At 62.5% G+C, this 20,658-nt stretch carries 18 protein-coding genes; 10 read left to right on the top strand and 8 right to left on the bottom strand.

The genetic code is table 11. From position 1 onward, the window contains the following. Positions 1 to 5: 5 nt before the first annotated feature. Together C2L64_RS29100 and C2L64_RS29095 are read right to left on the bottom strand one after the other, a co-directional pair. Complete coding sequence (locus tag C2L64_RS29100) at positions 6 to 185, bottom strand: hypothetical protein (protein ID WP_007749498.1); 180 nt, start codon at positions 183 to 185, stop codon at positions 6 to 8. Positions 186 to 318: 133 nt separating this feature from the next. Continuing rightward, the gene (locus C2L64_RS29095) at positions 319 to 1,260 is read right to left on the bottom strand and encodes a LysR substrate-binding domain-containing protein (RefSeq protein WP_407671785.1); all 942 of its coding nucleotides are present in this window, start codon (positions 1,258 to 1,260) and stop codon (positions 319 to 321) included. An 88-nt stretch (positions 1,261 to 1,348) separates the two neighbouring features. Between C2L64_RS29095 and C2L64_RS29090 the strand changes: the two genes are divergently transcribed. Together C2L64_RS29090 and C2L64_RS29085 are read left to right on the top strand one after the other, a co-directional pair. Continuing rightward, on the top strand, positions 1,349 to 2,191 hold the full coding sequence (locus tag C2L64_RS29090; protein WP_007580780.1) for a class II aldolase/adducin family protein: 843 nt from the start codon (positions 1,349 to 1,351) through the stop codon (positions 2,189 to 2,191). Between the two features lie 91 nt (positions 2,192 to 2,282). Further along, entirely contained in the window at positions 2,283 to 3,596 is a 1,314-nt protein-coding gene (locus C2L64_RS29085) for an MFS transporter (protein WP_007580778.1), read from the top strand. Between the two features lie 952 nt (positions 3,597 to 4,548). On the opposite strand, the gene C2L64_RS29080 is transcribed toward C2L64_RS29085, so the two are convergent. Continuing rightward, positions 4,549 to 5,217 (bottom strand): GntR family transcriptional regulator, encoded by a 669-nt coding sequence (locus C2L64_RS29080; protein WP_007580776.1) that lies wholly within the window; start codon positions 5,215 to 5,217, stop codon positions 4,549 to 4,551. 189 nt (positions 5,218 to 5,406) lie between these two features. Between C2L64_RS29080 and C2L64_RS29075 the strand changes: the two genes are divergently transcribed. Beyond that, complete coding sequence (locus C2L64_RS29075; protein ID WP_007580774.1) at positions 5,407 to 6,945, top strand: Rieske 2Fe-2S domain-containing protein; 1,539 nt, start codon at positions 5,407 to 5,409, stop codon at positions 6,943 to 6,945. An 83-nt stretch (positions 6,946 to 7,028) separates the two neighbouring features. Further along, positions 7,029 to 8,015: a PDR/VanB family oxidoreductase gene (locus tag C2L64_RS29070; RefSeq protein ID WP_007580772.1), complete on the top strand. Its 987-nt coding sequence runs from the start codon at positions 7,029 to 7,031 to the stop codon at positions 8,013 to 8,015. 61 nt (positions 8,016 to 8,076) lie between these two features. Here the strand turns inward: C2L64_RS29070 and C2L64_RS29065 are convergent, their stop codons facing one another. Together C2L64_RS29065 and C2L64_RS29060 are read right to left on the bottom strand one after the other, a co-directional pair. Next, positions 8,077 to 9,654, bottom strand: coding sequence for an aldehyde dehydrogenase (NADP(+)) (locus C2L64_RS29065; RefSeq protein WP_007580771.1), 1,578 nt, complete (start codon positions 9,652 to 9,654; stop codon positions 8,077 to 8,079). Next, the gene (locus C2L64_RS29060) at positions 9,651 to 10,292 is read right to left on the bottom strand and encodes an isochorismatase family cysteine hydrolase (RefSeq protein ID WP_007580769.1); all 642 of its coding nucleotides are present in this window, start codon (positions 10,290 to 10,292) and stop codon (positions 9,651 to 9,653) included. The genes C2L64_RS29065 and C2L64_RS29060 overlap by 4 nt, the downstream gene beginning before the upstream one ends. 283 nt (positions 10,293 to 10,575) lie before the next feature. Here C2L64_RS29060 and C2L64_RS29055 point away from each other — a divergent pair, with 283 nt between their 5' ends. Then, positions 10,576 to 11,073, top strand: coding sequence for a winged helix-turn-helix transcriptional regulator (locus C2L64_RS29055; protein ID WP_007580768.1), 498 nt, complete (start codon positions 10,576 to 10,578; stop codon positions 11,071 to 11,073). A 51-nt stretch (positions 11,074 to 11,124) separates the two neighbouring features. On the opposite strand, the gene C2L64_RS29050 is transcribed toward C2L64_RS29055, so the two are convergent. Continuing rightward, complete coding sequence (locus C2L64_RS29050; protein ID WP_039900348.1) at positions 11,125 to 12,381, bottom strand: MFS transporter; 1,257 nt, start codon at positions 12,379 to 12,381, stop codon at positions 11,125 to 11,127. Between the two features lie 395 nt (positions 12,382 to 12,776). On the opposite strand from C2L64_RS29050, the gene C2L64_RS29045 reads away from it, so the two are divergent. Further along, entirely contained in the window at positions 12,777 to 14,612 is a 1,836-nt protein-coding gene (locus C2L64_RS29045; protein WP_007580764.1) for a tannase/feruloyl esterase family alpha/beta hydrolase, read from the top strand. 54 nt (positions 14,613 to 14,666) lie between these two features. On the opposite strand, the gene C2L64_RS29040 is transcribed toward C2L64_RS29045, so the two are convergent. Beyond that, a complete protein-coding gene (locus C2L64_RS29040) occupies positions 14,667 to 15,524 on the bottom strand; it encodes a class I SAM-dependent methyltransferase (protein ID WP_007580763.1) in 858 nt (285 codons plus the stop codon). A gap of 307 nt (positions 15,525 to 15,831) precedes the next feature. Here C2L64_RS29040 and C2L64_RS29035 point away from each other — a divergent pair, with 307 nt between their 5' ends. The 4 genes from C2L64_RS29035 to C2L64_RS29020 are packed head-to-tail and all read left to right on the top strand — an operon-like array spanning position 15,832 to position 20,124. Beyond that, positions 15,832 to 17,040 (top strand): efflux RND transporter periplasmic adaptor subunit, encoded by a 1,209-nt coding sequence (locus C2L64_RS29035; protein WP_007580761.1) that lies wholly within the window; start codon positions 15,832 to 15,834, stop codon positions 17,038 to 17,040. After that, positions 17,037 to 17,744 (top strand): ABC transporter ATP-binding protein, encoded by a 708-nt coding sequence (locus C2L64_RS29030; protein ID WP_007580759.1) that lies wholly within the window; start codon positions 17,037 to 17,039, stop codon positions 17,742 to 17,744. Before C2L64_RS29035 ends, C2L64_RS29030 begins: the two co-directional genes overlap by 4 nt. A 33-nt stretch (positions 17,745 to 17,777) precedes the next feature. After that, the gene (locus C2L64_RS29025) at positions 17,778 to 18,932 is read left to right on the top strand and encodes an ABC transporter permease (RefSeq protein ID WP_007580757.1); all 1,155 of its coding nucleotides are present in this window, start codon (positions 17,778 to 17,780) and stop codon (positions 18,930 to 18,932) included. Positions 18,933 to 18,957: 25 nt separating this feature from the next. Then, on the top strand, positions 18,958 to 20,124 hold the full coding sequence (locus C2L64_RS29020) for an ABC transporter permease (RefSeq protein ID WP_007580755.1): 1,167 nt from the start codon (positions 18,958 to 18,960) through the stop codon (positions 20,122 to 20,124). A gap of 31 nt (positions 20,125 to 20,155) precedes the next feature. Here the strand turns inward: C2L64_RS29020 and C2L64_RS29015 are convergent, their stop codons facing one another. After that, entirely contained in the window at positions 20,156 to 20,593 is a 438-nt protein-coding gene (locus C2L64_RS29015; protein ID WP_007580753.1) for a YciI family protein, read from the bottom strand. Positions 20,594 to 20,658 lie beyond the last annotated feature (65 nt).

The following is a 20,658-nucleotide window of genomic DNA, read 5'->3' as shown; positions in this document are numbered from 1 at the left end:
GTTGCTCACAGCAGATGCGAGGTTTCCGCATGGCGAACCACTACGGGACGCCGGCTCGAAACACGTTCCGTTTGCCGCGCGAGCCAGTTGTCGATCTTTTCGGCGGCAATCGCGAGCAAAACTGAAACGATCATGACGCTCGCGCCGAGCGCGCAGAAGACGAGAAAGGGCGGGTGAAAGTCCATGATTGCTCCTGATTGCCGTTGATGCTCGATGTCGTTGTTCCAGCTCGACTGTGCGGTCCTGGCTGGCTGTGACGACATCATGCGTCACGCAAATGAGGAGAAAATTAGCGGCGCGCGGGTACGGCCCTGGTGCCTACTGCGGCGTGTTTTCGCCCTTTCCGACACCTGCGCGCTCAAGCAGCCAATGCGTGAAAGCGGCCACCTTCTCGACGCGGAATTCGTTCTTCCGATACGACAGAAAATGCGTGTCGCGCTCGAAGCGCACGAACGCGTCGCTGCGCACTTCGATGAGATCGCCGCGCACGATTTCGCGTTCGGCGAGCCGCATGCTTTCGAGCACCACGCCCATGCCGTCGGCTGCCGCCGAGATGCCGAGCGCCGCGCGATCGAACGAAGGGCGGGGCGTGGTCGGCATGTCGAGGCCGTTGGCCGCGAACCAGTCGGCCCACGTGACGCGGCTCAGCTGCGTATCGATGAGCGTCAGCTCGCTCATGCGCGTCGCGACGGGCGTGCCGTCGCCGAGCAGCGCGGGCGAGCAGAGCGGCACGATCGCTTCGCGGCCCAATGGCACGGTGTCGATGCCGGGACGATCGAGCGCGCTGCCGTACGAAATCTCGACGTCGACTTCCTGCACGCGCGTGAGATCGAGCGGCTCGGCGCCCGTCGACAGGCGGATGGTGATGTGCGGATACGCCTTGTTGAATTCGGGCAGCTTCGGCCCCAGCCATTTCACCGCGAAGCTCGGCGCGCAATGCACGGCGAGCACCTGCGCATCGGGCGCGAGCATGACCTCGCTGCATGCCGCCTCGACGACGTCGAATACACGGCTCAGGCTTTCGAGCAGGCGTACGGCCTCGGGCGTGGGCTCGATGCGCCGGTTGCGCCGCAGAAACAGCGGCCGTCCGAAATACTCTTCGAGCTCTTTCACCTGATGACTGATCGCGGACGGCGTCAGATGCAATTCCTGCGCGGCGAGCGCGAAGCTCTCGAGCCGCGCGGCGGCTTCGAAGGAACGCAGCAGCACGAAATTCGGCATCCGCCTCATGTGTTTCCCCTTCAGGTGAATGTCATTCATGCTTTCATGAACAACCATCGTTTGTCAACGCGATCGGCGGGAACGACCATGTGCTTACCTAATGTCCACATGTTCAAAAGGAGCCGACATGTCCGAAGTGATGGAAGCCCCATCGAAAGCGATCGACCTTAAGGGCCGCATCTCGATCTATCAGCCCGAGCAGGACGGCCTGATCTTTCCGCAACTGCCGACCTTCGAGAGCCACGCGCAGCACCGGCAGTATCTGAAGGAGCGTCTTGTCGCCGCCTGCCGCGCGTTTGCGTTGCAGGGCTTCGATTACGGCTTCGCGGGCCATCTGACGGTGCGTGACCCGGAGCATCCAGGGCTTTACTGGACGAACCCGATGGCCGTGCATTTCTCGCAGGTCAAGGTGTCGAACCTGATCTGCGCGGACCACGAAGGCAATGTCGTCGAAGGCGACTATGCGATCAATCGCGCGGGCTTCGTGCTGCATGCGGCCGTTCACGAGATGCATCAGGACATCGTTGCGATGTGTCACGCGCATACCGTGTATGGCACCGCGTTCGCATCGCTTGGCAAGAAGCTCGATCCCATCAGCCAGGATGCTGCCGCATTCTTCGAAGACCACGTCATGATCGGCGAGGAGGCGGGGCAGGTGGCCGTCGAAGTGAAGGCGGGCCACAAGGTCGCGCATGCCTTCAAGGGCGTGAAGGCGGCGATCCACCAGAACCACGGGCTGCTGACGGCGAGCCGGCACAGCATCGAATCGGCTGCGTTCTGGTTCATTGCGCTCGAGCGTTGCTGCCAGCAGCAACTGATGATCGAGTCGACGGGTATCAAGCCGCGCTTCGTGACGGAAGAGCGTGCGCGCTATAGCCGCGAGCATGTCGGCAGCGAATACATCGGCTGGCTGCATTTCCAGACCATCTGGGATCAGTTGGTGAAGACGCAGCCTGACATGTTCGATTAAAGCCGGCTCATTGCAGTACGACGCGGCGGGCGAGATGCAATGTCCGTCCGCCGCAATCAGGTAACGATCAAAACACGACGGAGACATCCCCATGAGTTCGATCAGCCAGGACGTGTATCTGGAGCGTTCGGGAGCGGGCGTCTATGCGAAGGTTGCATGGCGCCTGATTCCATTTCTGTTCTTCTGCTATCTGTGCGCTTACCTCGACCGCATCAACGTCAGCTTTGCGAAGCTGCAGATGCTGCAGGATCTCGGGATGAGCGATGCCGTTTATGGGCTAGGCGCGGGGATTTTCTTCGTCGGCTATCTGATGTTCGAAGTGCCGAGCAATCTGATTCTGCTGAAGGTGGGGGCGAGGCGCTGGATTGCGCGGATCATGGTGACATGGGGCGTGATTTCGGCGGCGATGATGTTCGTGTCGACGCCTACGCAGTTCTATGTGGTGCGGTTTCTTTTGGGTGTTGCTGAGGCCGGGTTCTTTCCGGCGATTCTTTTGTATCTGACGTACTGGTTTCCTGCTGGGCGCCGCAGCAAGGTGACCGCGCTTTTCATGACGGGGATTCCGATGTCGGGTGTGATCGGCGGTCCGTTGTCGGGCTGGATCATGCATTCGATGAGCGGCGCGCATGGTATTGCCGGCTGGCAGTGGCTGTTTTTGCTGGAAGGTATTCCGACGGTGATCGTCGGGATCGTTGCGTTCTTCTATCTTGACGACAAGGTGTCCGATGCGCGGTGGCTGCGCGATGATGAGAAGGCGTTGATCGAGGCTGATTTGCAGGCGGAGAGTGGGCACCATAAGTTGCATTCGCTGCGCGATGGGCTTGCGAGTCCGCGTGTGTTGTTGCTGTCGGCGATTTATTTCTTCTTCACGATGGGGTTGTACGGGGTGAGCTTCTGGCTTCCTTCGCTTGTTAAGGCTTCGGGGGTGTCGGGGACGTTGAATATTGGGCTGTTGTCGGCTGTGCCTTATGCGGCTGCTGCTGTCACGATGGTGCTGGTGGGGCGTAGCTCGGATCGGTATGGCGAGCGGCGTTGGCATCTCGCGTTGCCTGGGGTTGTCGGCGCGATTGCGTTGTGTGCGAGTGTCGTCTATGCGCATCAGACGGTGCTGGCGATGATCGCGCTCACGATTGGCACTATGGGTGTTATTACAACGATTTCGCAGTTTTGGACTGTGCCGCCGGCTGTTTTGCAAGGGGCTGCTGCCGCTGGTGGGATTGCGCTTGCTAATTCGGTTGGGTCGATTTCGGGTGTTGTTAGTCCGTATGTGATTGGGTTCTTGCAGACTTCGACCGGGTCGACTGGGAGTGGTGTGGTCGGGATTGCTGTGAGTATGGTTCTTGGGAGTTTGCTGACGCTTACGCTTCGGCGGGCGCATGTGAATGTTTTATCTAAGCGGGAGTAGATTTGGCTTTTTTGTCTGCGACGCTGGGTGGTTTGCTTTGGTTTTGCGGTGGCATCCGGTTTGGGTTTTGGCCTTTGCGCTGGCATCCGCGTTATGCCTACGTGCTTCAAGCGTCGCCCCTGTGCGGGGCGGCACCTACTTTTCTTTGCCGCCGCAAAGAAAAGTAGGCAAAAGAAAGCGGCTAACACCGCCAATTTTTGTTCCTGCCTGAGGGCCCCCAACGGCCCCGTATTTCACACGACAACGTATCTGTACGCGTGCGTTGCCAACGCTCTCTCCATACGCCTCACCCGCTTCATGTGCCCGCGTCGCAGCACGCCGTGCCAGATAGACCTCGGCCGCCCAGGTGGCAAACTGTGTGTAGGCTTTCGCGCCATACGCGCATCACTCCGGACTGAGCAGCAAGGTTGGTGTTTCTGGTAACAGCACTAACCTGTGCGGGGCGACAACCTACACACAGTTTGCCACCTGGGCGGCAGAAACCACTCGCTGCCGCTAGCCCTTGTGGATGTGTCTGAAGCGGGTGAGGCTTCTATTCAAAGCGTTGGCAACGAGCATTGATCAGCACGTTGCCGTGTGAAGCGTAGGACCATTTGGGGGCCCTCAGGCAGGAAGAAATGTTGGCGGTGTTAGCCGCTTTCTTTTGCCTACTTTTCTTTGCGGCGGCAAAGAAAAGTAGGTGCCGCCCCGCACAGGGGCGACGCGTGAACGGCAAACACCGTAACGCGGATGCCAGCGCAAGAACAAGCAAACCAAACCCAACACCCGCGCCGCGAAGGCAAAACGCGAATGCCAGTGCAAAGGCAAACGCACAGGCACAACGCACGAAGCACGAAGAAAAAATGCGAATGCCAGCGCAACGGCTAAAACCGGAAGGCACCGCATGAACATCAAAGCCAAAACGCGGACGCCGGCACAAAGCCAACCCAACCCCAGCGTCGCAGACAAAAAATCACCCCGCCTTCAGCATCTCCCCAAGCCTGGCAACAAGATTCTGCCTCGCACTGCTAGTGTGCAATTCGGTAAGCTCAGCAGCCCGCGCGGCATCGCGCGCAGCAATTGCATCGGCAATGCCCTGATGCTCATCCCAGATCGAATCCCGCAACCGCGAAGACTGCAGCACAGCGCCCATCACCCGGCGCAAATGAACCCAATGCAACTGCGCACTCTCAACGATCAGCGGATTCCCCGACGCCTCATAAATAGCCGAATGAAAAGCAATATCGGCATCGATCATCGCCTTCACATCCTTGCCCTTCGACACCAGCCGCCCGCGCATGATCAGCGCGCTATCGATCACAGCGCCGCGCTCAGCGGCAAGCTTCGCAGCAAGCGTATCGAGCGCGCCGCGCACCTGGTACAGATGACTCGTCCACTCGACATCGAGCGGCGCCACCAGCACCCCGCGCCCCGGCGCATCCTGCACCAGCCCGTCCTTCTTCAGCAGACGCAGCGCCTGCAGCACAGGTGAACGCGACACCGCGAACTGCTCCGCGATCTCCTCTTGCGTCAATCGCGTGCCGGGTGCGAGCGACCCGTCGCTAATCGCATCGGCAAGTACCCGATACACCTCCTCGACATAGTCGGGACGGACCTGCAGCTTTTCGAACTTCATTGTCATCGTGAGCCTCTGTACTTTGGATACAGACTACATCGCGGTCGCGAACCGGTCAACCTTAGGTGTAAACCTTGATTGGCGAGGTTTCTGCACATGCTTAATCTCTGTATACAGAGTTCGGTATCCGTATTCAAACGATGGAAGGCAGTCAAAACGGCGGTCTTCACTTACCCACAGTCAAAAGGAGTGGTCATGACGATCAAGTCGGAGCAGATGGAGAAGGGCGGCAGCGCGGGCGGCACCGTGGTGAAGAAGCTGATTCCCTACGGCGGCTACCACACGAACAAGATTCCGACACACGATGTCGAGTTGACCGAGACGGGTCCCGGCACGCCGACGGGCGAATACATGCGCCGCTTCTGGCATCCCGTCTGCATGTCGATGGAACTCACCGACACGCCCCGTTTCCTGAAGATCCTGAACGAAGAGCTGGTCGCGTTCCGCGACGGCAGTGGCCGCGTCGGCCTGCTGCATGCGCATTGCGTGCATCGCGGCGCGTCGCTCGAATACGGCGCGATCCAGGAGCGCGGCATCCAGTGCTGCTATCACGGCATGGTGTTCGACGTCGATGGCACCTGTCTGCATGCGCCGTTTCCGAAGGGCGAGGAGGCGGAAGCCGAGAAGTACGCATGCTCGATCCGTCAGGGCGCGTACAAGGCCGTCGAGCGCAACGGCCTCGTGTTCGCCTACATGGGCCCGCCCGAAGAAGAGCTGCCGTTTCCCGAATGGGAAGGCAACTTCACCGTGCTGCCGACGGACGAGCTCGTCCCCTACAGCAACTTCCAGCACTGCAACTGGTTGCAGGTCCAGGACAACGCCGCCGACAACTACCACGCGGCCGCGTTGCACGCGGGCAGGAACGTCGTAGGCGGCCACTATCAGGGCACGACGTTCGACGAAGTCGGCGCGGCATCGATGGAAGTGCCGCCCGACATGCAGTTCATTCCCGTGCAGCAAGGCCGCAGCCTCGCCTGCGCGGGCGCGCGCCGCGCAGACAAGGATCATCTGTTCGTGCGCGTCCAGCATCAGGTGCTGCCGAATCTGAGCCTGCACGCGTACACATCCGAAGACGGTTTGAACAAGAAGCTGTTCAGCCGCTTCCACATGATCCGCTGGACGGTGCCCGTCGATGACGAGAACAGCAAGATGATCGGCTGGCGTGTGATGGGCCCGGGCGTCGATACGCGCGGCGTCGGCGATAAGTCGATGGTCGGCTATGAAACCATCGACTTCCTCGAAGGCCAGGTGGCGATGCGCAGGCCCGAGCGCTTCGGCAAGTACAAGCTCGAAGACATGCCGCCCATTCCGCCCAACCATCGCGAGCGCGCGCACTACAAGGACGCGCAGTACGCGCCGGGCGATTACGAAGCGATCATCAGCCAACGCCCGATCGCCGTCCATTCGCTCGAGCATCCGACCAAGTTCGACGCCGGCCTCTATCTGTTCCGCAAGATGCTGCGCGATGCCGTGCGCGGCACGAACCCGGCGGCGTCGCCGGCGGAGTTCGCGCAGTGGCTGCGCGATGTCGGCGCCGCGCCGAATAGCTATTGCTCCGGCAACGTGTTCGAGATTCCCGAGGCTGCGACCGTCGAAGAAGAGGTCGCGCAACGTCGCCGCATTTCGAAAGCTGTCGTCGCGATTCTCACGCAGAGCGACCACCTGAAGGGCGATGAGCGGGCCGCGTTCGTGCGCGCAAAGATGGATGAGCTGGAGCAGTCGACGCGCGAGTAAGCGAGACACGGCGCCACGCAGTACCGAAGTGGCGCCGCATCTGCGAACAACGCGCGCGAACGCAAGTGGCAAGGAGACATCAATTGACAGCATTCAATCAGGCAGCGGCGACGCTGGAGCTTTTCGTGCGGCAGGTCCGCTACGAGGGCCGCAATATCCAGTCGTATGAACTGGTCGATCCCGAAGGCGCGGAGTTGCCGCCATTCACGGCGGGCGCACATATCGACGTGCATCTTGCGAACGGTGTCATCCGCCAGTATTCGCTGTGCAATTCACCTGCGGACCGGCATCGTTATGTGATCGCGGTGCTGCGTGACGAGAAGGGACGCGGTGGATCGAAGGCCGTTCACGAACAGTTGCAGGTGCAGGGCCGTGTGCGCGTGAGCGTGCCGCGCAACAACTTCGAACTCGCGCAAGGAGCGCGCAAAGTGATTCTGATTGCGGGCGGGATCGGCGTGACGCCGCTCAAGTCGATGGCGCATCAGCTCGCGAATACGGATGACGTGGACTACGAGCTGCACTACTGCGCGCGCGATGCGCAATGCGCGGCGTTCACGGATGAATTGCAGGCGCTCGTCGAACGGGAGCGGCTGCATTTTCACTTCGACGGTGGCGATCCGGCGCGCGGCCTCGATATCGCGGCACTGTTGCGCGATGAGGCGCAAGACGGCACACATGTCTACTATTGCGGTCCCGCGGGCTTCATGCGCGCATGCGCTGACGCGTCCGGCCATTGGCCGAGCGATGCTGTGCATTGCGAGCATTTCAAGGCGCCGGAGCGCGCGATCACGCCTGCTGATCGAAAGCCGGGTGAATTCACCGTCGAGATCGCAAGCACGGGTCAACGCCTGCCCGTTCCCATCGACAAGAGCATCGCCGATGTGCTCAAGGCAGCGGGCATTGGCGTGCAGACGTCGTGTGAAGCCGGCTTGTGCGCGACGTGCAAGGTGCGTTATCTGAGCGGCGAGGTCGAGCATCAGGATTGCATTCTCGATGCCGACGACCAGCAGAACTTCCTGACCCTGTGCGTCTCGCGCGCGAAAAGCGAGCTGCTGGTGCTGGATCTCTAAACACAAACGGAAAAAGCCCGCACACGTTCACCGTGCGCGGGCCTCGCGTCATCGAAAGCGATCAGGCTTTCGACAACTCGCCATCCGTGAGACGCCACAGGTCACGCGGATTCTCATGCTTCAATGCTTCAGGCAGCAGATCGTCCGGAAAACCCTGATAGCACACAGGCCGCAGAAAGCGCTCGATCGACGTCATGCCGACCGACGTGAAGCGGCTGTCCGAAGTCGCCGGGAACGGGCCACCGTGAATCGACGCATACGACACTTCCTGCGGATGCGCGAACGCATTGATCACGATGCGTCCCGTACGTCGTTCGAGCACGGGCAACAGGCGCGCGGCGAGCGCATGATCGGCGGAATCGATCTGCATCGTCGCCGACAGCTGGCCGCGGAACTGCTTTGCGATCGCGATCAATTGCTCGACATCCGATACACGCACGAGCAGCGCAGCCGGACCGAACACTTCTTCCGACAGCGACGCATCGGCAAGCATGCGCGCGCCGTCGACTACGAGCAGCGCCGCCTGGCCGTCCCACGCGCCTTGCGCATTGCCGCCCGCCGCGATGTGTTCCGCGCCCGCGCCTTTGCGCCGCTCCAGGTTTTCGCTGTACGACTTCCAGATGCCGGGCGTCAGCATCGTGCGCGCGTGCATCGTTTCGACGCGAGCGATCAGCGCCTGTCGAAGTTCCGTGTAACCGGGGCCATCGATCACGAGCAGGATCGCGGGCTTCAGGCACGCTTGCCCGACGTTGACCAGCATGCGCTCGCCGAAGCCGTCGCCGACTGCGCCACCGCGCGCAGCGAGTGCAGCCGGCAGCACGAAGGTCGGATTGACGCTCGTCATTTCCGTGAAGACGGGAATCGGATCAGGACGCTGCTGCGCCCGCCGGAACAGCGCCATGCCGCCGGCTTCAGAGCCTGTGAACGTCACGCCTTTGATCAGCGGATGATCGACGAGCGCTTCGCCGATTTCATTGCCGCCGCCGCGCAGCATCGAAAACACGCCTTCGTGCAAGCCCGATTCTTCGACGGCCCGCTGGATCACGCGACCCATGATCTCGGAGGCGCCCGGATGCGCGTTATGCGCCTTCACGATCACAGGACAGCCCGCAGCCAGCGCCGATGCCGTATCGCCGCCCGCAACCGAATAGGAAATCGGAAAGTTGCTCGCACCGAAAATCGCGACGGGGCCGAGCGCGATCTTCTGCATCCGGTGATCCATGCGCGGGCGCGGTTGACGCTCCGGCTGCGCGGGATCGATCGTCGCCTGGCGAAAGCGCCCTTGACGCACCACAGTCGCGAACTGGCGGAACTGCGTGGCCGCTTTGGCGGTTTCCGCTTCGAGCTGCGCGGCAGGCAAGCCCGTTTCCAGCGATGTGCGCTGCCCAAGTTCAGGCGCGACGGCATCGAGTCCGTCAGCGATGCGTTCGAGAAACGCCGCGCGTTCGTCGAGTGACGTGTTGTTGAAGCTGTCGAATGCATCGTCGGCGAGTTGCGCCGCGAGATTCACTTCCGCGACGCCGCCGAACGCGAAATCCGGTTCGATCGTGGTATTCGTCGCGGGGTTCAGTGCCTTCATGGTGCCGGCCGTCGCAGCAACCTCATGCGCGCCGATCAGCAGATAGCCAGTGAGTGTCATGCTTGTGCTCCTTGCGCTGCGGGCAGCGCGGCGATGAGTTCGGCCGTCGTCAGGATTTCATGCGCGTAGGTCGGGCCGTTCAGTTCGTGCGCGGCGCGCATCATTGCTTCCGAGAAAGCGGCCGTGCCGTCGCGCACGAGCGTGACGTGATAGCCCAGCTCCATCGCAAAGCGGCTGGTGGATTCGATGCACGTATTGGCGAGCAGACCGACGGCGATCACATGCGTGACGCCTTGCTGCTTCAGCTGAAAGTCGAGATCGGTGTTGGCGAAGCCGCTTTGCGCCCAGTGCTCCTGCACGATGATGTCGCCTTCCTGCGGCACGAAGTCGGGATGCCATTCGCCGCCCCAAGTTCCCTTTGCAAACGTGTGACGCTGCTGAACCAGACGCTGCGTCGGATTCGGATGATCCCAGTTGTCGTAATCGCCCGGCTGCCAGCGGCGGTGCGGTACGTAGAACACCTGGATGTCGGCCTTGCGCGCGGCGGCGACCGTCGCGCGCAGGTTGTCGAGCAGGCGGACGTTGGTGGCGATTTCCTTGATCATCGGAAACAGCTTGCCGCCTTCCGACAGAAAGTCGTTGTACGGATCGACCAGCAACAGGCCGGTGCGCTCCGCGCGATAAACAGTATTGGGCATTTCAGTTCTCCATCGAAAAGGGTGCGCACGAATTCGCGTTCCGCACCCGGCGCCGGCTGCCTTGATCGGACGATGCGTGACGTCTCGCGCATCGCTAACGTGGACGCAGCATATAACTATGAAAAACATAGTGTCAAGTGCGACGTGGCTTTGCGGGTCGATTTGCGAGGGCTTCGGATTAGCCCTCACGGCCCGCCAACAGGCGCGCAGAAAGCGTGTGTGTATGCACGCCGATGCTCGTTTGTGTTACTATGAAATTAAGAGTTTCGATGGGAGAGGGATCGTGGCACGTGTCGCGGAGAAGGCCAATACGGTGTGTCCGGTGTCGCGGTCGCTGGATGTCGTCGGCGACCGCTGGTCGATGCTGGTCCTGCGGGAGCTGTACATGGGCGCAGCGCGTTTCGAGGAGATACAGATCCAGACGGAAGCGACGCCGCAAATGCTGGCGACGCGTCTGAAGTCGCTCGAAGCGGATGGCATGATCGAGCGCCATCCGTACAGCGAGAAACCGCTGCGCTACGAATATCGTCTGACGGAGAAAGGGCGGGCGTTTTATCCCGTGATTCACGCGCTGCGCGCGTGGGGCGAAACGTGGTGCAAGGAGAAGCACGAGGACATCGCGGTGCGCTTCGTGCATCGCGACTGTGGCCATGATGTCGGGCTGAGCAACGTGTGCCCGAACTGTGGCGTCCACGTCGAGCGAAAGGACTTGGACTCGACGCTCAGCAGCCAGTTCGCCAACGAGCGCGCCGAGCGGCGCGCCGCGTTCAAGCGGAAGTGAAGGAGCTAAAGGACGTAGAGGACGCGACGTGAAGACGCCGCGCTTGACGCATCAGACGCACTCGGTCTGAACCTCGGTTGACGCCACAGGCGCGGCGGCCTGCCCGGCGTTGTTGCGCGTGCGGAAACTCGCCAGCGTGACGAGGCCGAGAATCGCGAGCACGCTGCCGAACCAGAAGTCGACGGGAATACCGGCGTGATCGACGATCGTGCCGCCCACGGACGAGCCCACGGCAATCGCCACCTGAATGATGCCGACGAACAGCGCCGAACCCGCTTCGGGTAAATCGGGCGCGGCTTCCTGCATCCACACGCTCACGCACAGCGGAATCGCGCCGAACGCCACGCCCCACGCGAGCACCATACCCGTCACGACAGGCGCCATATCGCTGAGCAGGGGCATCGTGAGCAACGCGAACATCAGCAGCACGGTCACCGTGGCGAGCGAGCCCTTGAGCCTGCGCGCGACGAACGTCGATACCGCGAAGTTCGAAAAGAAGCCGATGATGCCGAAGCCGAGCAGCAACGCGGTGATGGTCGACGTGCTGAAATGCGCGTTCTGCAGAAACGGCGCGATATACGTGTACGACGAGAAATGCGCGCCGAAAATCAGCGCGACCATCAACAGGCTCTTGCGCGGAAACGGACGGCGCACGAGCGTCACGAGATCGGCGAAACGCAACGCTGCTTGCGACGGCAGCGACGGCAGTAGCGCCATCTGCGCAATCAGCGCGACGCTCACGAGCACGGCCGTCGCGATGAACGACATGCGCCACGAAGCGAAACTCGCGATGAAGGTGCCGAGCGGCACGCCGATCACCGTCGCGCAGGTGACGCCAGCGAGAATCGTCGCGGTCGCTCGGGCTGCTTCATGCGCTTTCACGAGACGTCCCGCCGCCGCGAGCGCGAGTGTCCAGAAGCCGCCGAGCGCGGCGCCGAGCAGCGCGCGGCCCACGAGCATCATCGGGAAATTCGGCGCGAACGCCGACAGCAGATTTGACGCGAGCAGCATCACGGTCAGCAGGATCAGGATCAGCCGGCGGTTCACGCGTCCGGCGGCGAGCATCAGGCCCGGCGCGGAGATAGCCGCCATGATGCCGGGAATCGTCACCATGAGGCCGGCGGTGCCCGGCAATACGTCGAAGGTCTGCGCGACTTGCGGCAGGAGACCGACCGGCAAAAATTCCGTCGTCACGAAGGCGAATGCGCCAATCGTTACCGACGCTACCGCGAGCCATGCTCGCAACGGTGAAGACGTCGCGTCGGCGACATCCAGCGAGTTGCTCGAAGCGTTGTTTTCGAAGTTCATGTCTTTATCGCTGATCGATGACGGATGCATGGCGTGCGGTTCGCACGCTGCACCATTGAGGTGAGCGGGCGACGACACGCGTCGCCGCCGATTGCGCGCACCATATCACCGCTTCTGAAAACAGGCAGATGGATTGCAAATCCCGCGTTGGCCGCGTGGTTTCAGGCGTTGCCACGCCTTGTCCCGGTGCATCCGCAAGATTTTGCCGTTGCAGAGTTAGCGCACTCTTAGCGCGGCGGTCGTCCTCGCGCCGATAAGAAAAACAGATTGGATCGCGCCAAATTGGCAATCGTGTCCGTCCCTTACGTTGGCTATCCTGAGCGTGCAACTGGTTGCTTGTTCTGCTAGCGGCGCGTCGCGCGAGCGCCGCATTCCGATGACAACAGGAGACAGAGATGCGTGTGATCTGCAACGCAGGATCGCTTGCGTGCGCCTTGCCGACAGCGGCGAGCGCAGGGCGTGTGACAGAACGTGTGCAACATGACTTCATGCGCCGCCTGCTGGCCGCGTTCACCTTGCTCGTGTCGCTGCTGGCGGCAATGGCCTGGCCGTCCGGCGCGCACGCGGCAGCGGGCCTCGCCAACCTGCCCGCCGTGATGCCCGCGATGAACTGCGCAGCCGTCGCGGGACTCGACCTGAGCGGCGTGACGGACGGCACGGTCACGATCACCTCGGCTGTCGTGTTGCCGGCGGGAACGGCCGTCGGCCAGCGCACGCTGCCCACACCCGTGTGCGATGTGAAGGGCACGATCGGACCGGGTGCATCGCTATTCGAATTGCAACTGCCGACGCAAGGCTGGACCCAGCGCTATCTGCAAACGGGCTGCGGCGGGCTCTGCGGGAATCTGTCGGTCAACGCGCCGATGGCCTCGACCTGCGTGCCCGTCACCAACGGACAGATCGCGATGGCCGCAACCGACATGGGCCACGAAGGCGGCAACGACGGTTCATGGGCGCTCGACCCGAAGGCGAAGCTCGACTTCGCGTATCGCGCGGAGCACGCGACGGCGCAAGTGGCGAAGGCGATCATCAACAAGTTCTACGCGCGGCCTGCGAAGTACGCGTACTTCGACGGTTGCTCCGATGGCGGGCGCGAAGCGCTGATGGAAGCGCAGCGCTTTCCCGACGACTTCGACGGCATTGCAGCAGGCGCGCCCGCCAATGATCTGATCGTGCAGAACACCTTCCATCATGGCTGGGCGGCCGCCGCGAACATCGATCCGAAGACGGGCAAATACATTCTGCTCGCGGACAAGCTGCCGCTCGTCCATGCCGCCGTATTGAAGGCGTGCGATGGTATCGACGGCGTGACGGATGGCGTGATCGACCGTCCACAGGCCTGCCGTTTCGATCCCGCGACGCTGGTGTGCGCGAAAGGGCAGGCGGCGTCGACGTGCCTGTCGGCAGCCGAGGCGACGGTGGTGCGCAAGATTCACGACGGCGCAACCGATGCGAGCGGCGCGCGTCTGGAGCCGTTCGTCTCGCGCGAATGGGGCTCGGAACTGAACTGGAGTCTGTTCGTACCCGCGACGGATGCAGGGCCGAGCGGCAGCATCAACTTCGTGATGCCGTTCCTGCGCTACCTCGACTACTTCAATGGATCGAATGCGTCGGCGGCGTTCGGCGATCTGAAGTTCACGATCGATGCGTTCCTGAAGACCGTGCCGACCTCGAAGTATCTCGCAGCCACCGACCCCGACCTGCATCCGTTCGAACGGCGCGGCGGCAAGTTGCTGTTGTGGCATGGCCTCGAAGATCAGCACATCTCGCCGCGCTCGACGATCGAGTATTACACCGCGATGAAGAACCTGATGGGCAGCGAGCGCGTCGACGCCTTCGCGAAGCTCTATCTGTTCCCGGGCGTCGCGCATTGCGGCGGCGGGGAAGGTCCGAACACGTTCGATATCCTCACGCCCCTGATGTCATGGACGGAGACGGGCGCGAAGCCTGGCAAGATCGTCGCGTCGATCGTCGATTCGACGGGACAAACCACGCGCACACGCCCGGTATTCCCGTATCCGGCCGTGGCGCGCTACACCGGCTCGGGCAGCACCGACGACGCGTCGAACTTCGTGTCGGCGCAAGGCGACACGCATGTCGATCTGAACTGGATGGGAGAGTGGCTCTACTCGCCGGGTTATGAGGCATGGTGCCAGGCGCAGGGCTCGCAACTGAACTGCACGGGCGGCAACAACTGGAGTAGCTATCGGAAGACGGCCAACGGGTTCTAGGCAATGACCGCGCGCCGTCTTCTTCATGACGGACGGCGCGCGGTCCATGAACCTTCAGGTGGTCGCAACGAGAAACGCTTCACCCGTCGACGGCCTGAGTCCATCGGACCGGCCCGCAAAATAGCGCTCGACGAGATCGGCCGTCGACACATGCTTGACGCCCTTGAAGCCCGCTTCACGCGCGAGCGTGAGCATCTCGACGGGTTTGAAGAAACTGACGAACGGCGTGCCCGCTGCCCGCGCTCGCTCGTAGACGAACTGATGCTGCGCGCGTTCGGCGGGATCGATCAGATCGAGCGGTAGAAGAAACGTCATCGCTAGCGTCGAGCCTGGCGCGAGTTTCTCGATCTGGCGCAGCGTCGCCAGATTCGCCTCGCGCGTCAGGTACATCGAGACGCCCGTCGATGCGATTACGGCGGGCGCGCTCGCATCGAAACCCGCGTCCGCAATCTGTTCCCACCACGACTGACCGGCTTCGAAGTCGACGGGTACGAGCCGCAGCCAGTCGGGAATGCCGTAATCCAGTTCGAGCAGACGCTCGCGCTTCCACGACGTCGCGCCCGGCCGATCGACTTCGAACACGCGCAGCCGCGACGCGATGCGCGGCCTGCGCTGCGCGAACGTATCGAGACCCGCGCCGAGGATCACGTACTGACCGACGCCGCGATCCGCCTGCTCCACAACCAGGTCTTCGATAAAACGCGCGCGGCCCACGATCGACGCGCGATAGCCGCGCGTTCCCTGCGCATCCATGTCAGGACGTTCGCGCCAGCTTGCGTCGGGCGCGGCGAGCCGCAGGCCGACTTCGTCGTCGAGCACATGCGGCGGCGCGTCGACCTGAACATGCATCGCGCGCCACAGCGCGACGCGTACGGCAGTGCTGTCCGCTGCGACAGTTTGTTTTTCTTCCATGATGTCTCCCTCGGAAATCGAACGCCAACGGCCAGAATCTAAGCCGTTAGCGCGGATGCCTGTCAACACTTGCGCGATGCAGCCGGATGCTTATCGCATACGCCGCACACGACGCGAGGCCCGAATCGTAAGCACTCCCGCCGTTTTGCGCGCAAGCACTGTTTCCTTGCAAGCGGGATGCCAGCCCGGGCAGACGCGGGCAGGGCGCGGCGCTATACTGTGGACCCATTTACCCACTATAAGTAGCCGGCGTGGCGATGCGTCGAGACGCGCGACAACATCAACCCTGCGGCAACGACATAAGAAATTGGCAGATCACGATCTGAAGCGGCTGAAAATCGACCGGCCAGCCGTCGCCACGGGTGGCCGCCGGCGCAACTGGATCGGCTACGGGGTCGTCGCGCTAATCCTCGTCGTCGCGCTCGTCGTCGGCCTCAGGCTGGCCGGGCCGCAGACCGTCGAGACGACGACCGTGGTGTCGGCTTATCCCTCGCAAACCTATACGCTGCTCAATGCAACGGGCTATGTCGTGCCGCAGCGCAAGGCGGCCGTTTCGTCGAAAGCGCAGGGGCGCCTCGAATGGCTCGGCGTGCTGGAAGGCACGCGCGTGAAGAAAGACGAGATCATCGCGCGGATTGAAAGCAACGACGTCGAGGCGTCGCTTGCGCAGGCGAAGGCGCAGATCAAGGTCGCGCAGGCGAACCTCGCGCTGCAGCAGGCCGAGTTGAAGAACGCCGAGGTCAATCTGCGGCGCTCGAAAATCCTGGCGCCGAACGGCGCGATCCCCGCGACCCAATACGACGCCGACGTCGCGCGCTACGACAAGGCGGTGGCGTCGATCGACAATAGCCGCGCCGCAATCGTGGCTGCGCAGGCGAACGCACAGGCCGCGCAGGTCGCTGTCGATCAGACCGTGATCCGCTCGCCGTTCGACGGCGTAGTGATCGAAAAGCACGCGAACGTCGGCGACAACATCACGCCGTTTTCGCAGGCATCGGACAGCAAGGGCGCCGTCGTGACGATTGCCGACATGGACACACTCGAAGTCGAAGCCGACGTTGCTGAATCGAATATCGGCAAGATCGCCGTGAACGCGCCTTGCGAGATCCAGCTCGACGCGTTGCCGGACATGCGCCTCGCGGGCAGCGTGTCGCGCATCGTGCCGACCGTCGACCGTTCGAAAGCAACGGTGCTCGTCAAGGTGCGCTTCGTCGATCGCGATGCGCGCGTGCTGCCCGACATGAGCGCGAAAATCGCGTTTCTTTCGAAGCCGGTGCCGCCGGAAGACCGCAAGCCGGTGGTCGCGGCACAGCCGGCTGCCATCGTCGAGCGCGACGGCCGCAAGGTGGCCTTCGTCGTCAAGGACGACCGCGTGCGCGAAGTACCCGTCACGACAGGCGCGACGCTCGGCGAACTGGTCGAAGTGAGCGGCGTGCGTCCCGGCGACGTGCTGGTGCGCGCGCCGAACGAGCACATCAAGGACGGCGCCAAAGTCACCGTGGCGAAGAAACAGTGAGCCAGCCGATCAACGCAACGCCGCCGCTCGTCGATATCCGGCATCTCGTCAAATCGTACCGGCGCGGCGTGCAGACCGTGCCCGTGCTGTCCGACATCACGCTGGCGATCGGCGAAGGCGACTTCATCGCGCTGATGGGGCCGTCGGGCTCGGGCAAGAGCACGCTGCTCAATCTGATTGCGGGCATCGACCGGCCGGACGGCGGCGAGTTGCGCGTCGGCGGGCTGGACATCACGCGGCTCAAAGAATCCGCGCTCGCGCAATGGCGCGCGGCGCACGTCGGCTTCATCTTTCAGTTCTACAACCTGATGCCCGTGCTGACGGCGTTCGAGAATATCGAGCTGCCGCTGATGCTCACGCGCCTGACGCGCAAGGAGCGCCGCGAGCGCGTCGCGCTCGTGCTCGACATGGTGAATCTGGGCAATCGCGCGCATCATTACCCGTCTGAGCTGTCGGGCGGGCAACAGCAGCGCGTCGCAATTGCGCGCGCGCTGATCACCGACCCGACGCTGATCGTCGCCGACGAACCGACGGGCGACCTGGACCGCGCGTCCGCCGAAGAAGTGCTTGCGATGCTGCAGCGCCTGAACCGCGAACTGGGCAAGACGATCATCATGGTCACGCACGACGCGCACGCGGCGGGCGCGGCGAGAGCGCTCGTGCATCTGGAGAAGGGAGAGCTGATCGATGGCACGGCTCGCTGAAGCGATCGCGGCAGTATCGGAGATCATGCCGCCATGTACCTGCTGAAGCTGATCACGCGCAACGCGCTGCGGCACAAGCTGCGCACGACGCTGACCGTACTCGGCCTGATGATCGCCGTGCTCGCGTTCGGGCTGCTGCATACCGTGATCGACGCGTGGTATGCGGGCGCGGCTGCCGCATCGAATGCGAGGCTCGTGACGCGCAACGCGATCTCGCTGACGTTCCCGCTGCCGCTCAGCTACGAGAACCGTATTCGCGGCGTGGACGGTGTGACATTGGTCGCGCGCTCGAACTGGTTCGGCGGCGTTTACCGCGAGCCGAAGAATTTCTTCGCGCAGTTCGCCGTGTCGGACAATTATCTCGACCTTTACCCTGAGTTCATTCTGCCCGCGCAGCAGCGGTCGGATTACGAGCGCGACCGCAAGGGCTGCCTGATCGGCAGGCAGCTTGCGACCGCGTACGGCTTCAAGGTCGGCGATGTGATCCCCATCAAGGGGACGATCTATCCGGGCACGTGGGAATTCGTCGTGCGTGGCATTCTGGATGGCCGCGACGAATCGACGATCACGCGCCAGATGATCTTTCACTGGGACTATCTGAACGAATCCGTGCGCAAGATGCCGGGGCGGCGCGCGGATCAGGTCGGCGTGTACGTGGTCGGCATCGACAATCCTGACGATGCCGCCGCGATTTCCCGCAACGTCGACAACGTGTTCAAGAACTCGCTCGCCGAAACGCTGACGGAAACGGAGCAGGCGTTTCAACTCGGTTTCGTCGCGATGTCGAATCAGATCATTGCGGCGATCCGCCTCGTGTCCTACGTGGTGATCGTGATCATCATGGCCGTGATGGCGAACGCGATGGCGATGAGCGCGCGCGAGCGCACCACCGAATACGCGACGCTCAAGGCGCTCGGCTTCGGGCCGGGATTTCTCGCGCTGCTGATGTTCGGCGAGTCGCTGACGATCTGCACGGTCGGCGCGGGCCTCGGCATGCTCGCGACACCACCCGCTGCGAGCTTCTTCAAACAGGCGACGGGCGGCGTGTTCCCGGTGTTCACCGTGTCGCGCGAAACGATGCTGCAGCAGGCCGCGTGTGCGCTCGTCGTCGGGCTGGCTGCTGCCATCATTCCGGCGCTGCAGGCGGCGCGCGTGCGGATCGTCGAAGGCCTGCGGGCGATCGGCTGAGTTCAACGCTAAAGGCAAGCACAACGTGGCCATCCCGCTTTCGTACATCGCCCGCAACCTGTGGACGCGCCGTCTGACCACGGCGCTCACGGCGGGTGGCCTCGCGCTCGTGGTGTTCGTGTTCGCGACGGTGCTGATGCTCGATGCGGGGCTCAAGAAAACGCTTGTTTCGACGGGCGAAGCGGACAACGTCGTCGTGATCCGCAAGGGCGCGGAAACGGAGGTGCAGAGCGCGATCGACCGCGGCCAGGCCAACGTGATCGAGATGCATCCTGCCGTGGCGATGGGCGGCGATGGCAAGCGGATGGCGTCGAAAGAATCCGTCGTGCTGATCTCGCTACTGAAGCTCGGCACGGGCAAGCCGTCGAACGTGGTGATACGCGGCGTATCGCCTGCTGCGATGAGCTTGCGGCCACAAGTGACGCTTGCGTCGGGGCGCATGTTTGCGCCGGGCTCGTCGGAGATCATTGTGGGCAGCAGCATCGCGAAAGGCTTCAGCGGCACGCAGCTTGGCGAGCATCTGCGTTTCGCGCAGCGCGACTGGACGGTGGTCGGCACCTTCGATGCGGGCGGCAGCGGCTTCGATTCGGAAATCTGGGGCGACGTCGATCAGCTGATGCAGTCGTTCCGGCGCACCAGTTATTCGTCGATGGTGGTGCGCATCGCGGAGTCCGATCAGTTCGAGCGCTTCAGGGCCGATATCGATGTCGATCCGCGTCTCGCGGAGGAGGCCAAGCGCGAGCAGACGTTCTATAGCGACCAGTCGAAGGCGCTGTCGACGTTTCTCAACATCCTCGGCTTCACGCTGTCGACGATCTTTTCGATTGCCGCGATGATTGGCGCGATGATCACGATGTACGCGTCCGTTGCCAATCGCGTCGCTGAGATTGGCACGCTGCGCGCGCTCGGCTTTCAGCGGGCGAGCGTGCTGGCCGCGTTTCTGATCGAGGCGGTGCTGCTGGGGCTGGTCGGTGGGTTGGCGGGGTTGGGATGCGCAGCCTTCATGCAATTTGCGTCGTTTTCCACGACGAATTTCCAGACCTTTGCGGACCTGTCGTTCCGGTTCATCCTCACGCCGGCGATTGTTTTGAAGACGCTGGCGTTTTCGATGACGATGGGGCTCGTCGGCGGGTTTTTGCCCGCGATGCGGGCGGCGCGTATGAATATCGTTGATGCGTTGCGTGCGCGGTGAGTTTGCTACGTGCCGCCGACGGGCTTTGTCGTTACGTTGGCTTGTGTGTTTGCTGTTCGATCTCGGCGCGTAGGCGGTCTTCCTGCTCTCGTAGCTCGGGGGTGAACTCGTCGCCGAAATCTTCGGCCGAGAAGACCTGACGAATTTCGATTTCGGAATCGCCTTCCATCGGGTTCGGGCAGCGTCGGACCCATTCGACAGCTTCTTCCATCGATTTCACCTGCCAGAGCCAGAAGCCGGCGATCAGTTCTTTTGTTTCTGCGAACGGGCCGTCGATTACGGTTCGGTTTGCGCCCGAGAATCGTACACGCTTGCCGCGTGAGCTTGGGTGCAGGCCTTCGCCCGCCTGCATGATGCCCGCCTTCACGAGTTCTTCGTTGTATTGGCCCATTGCTGTCAGCAACTCGGTCGTGGGCATCTTGCCGGCTTCTGAGTCGCTCGTTGCTTTTACGATTACCATGACTCGCATGTTTTTTCTCCTGTCTGACCTGTTTGGAACCGCGGAATGGCGGGTTTCATTTATGACGACGGGTG

Source organism: Paraburkholderia hospita, assembly GCF_002902965.1.
GTDB lineage: Bacteria > Pseudomonadota > Gammaproteobacteria > Burkholderiales > Burkholderiaceae > Paraburkholderia > Paraburkholderia hospita.
The sequence above is the reverse complement of the archived record's forward strand: the minus strand, read 5'-3'. Positions and strand labels throughout refer to the sequence as shown.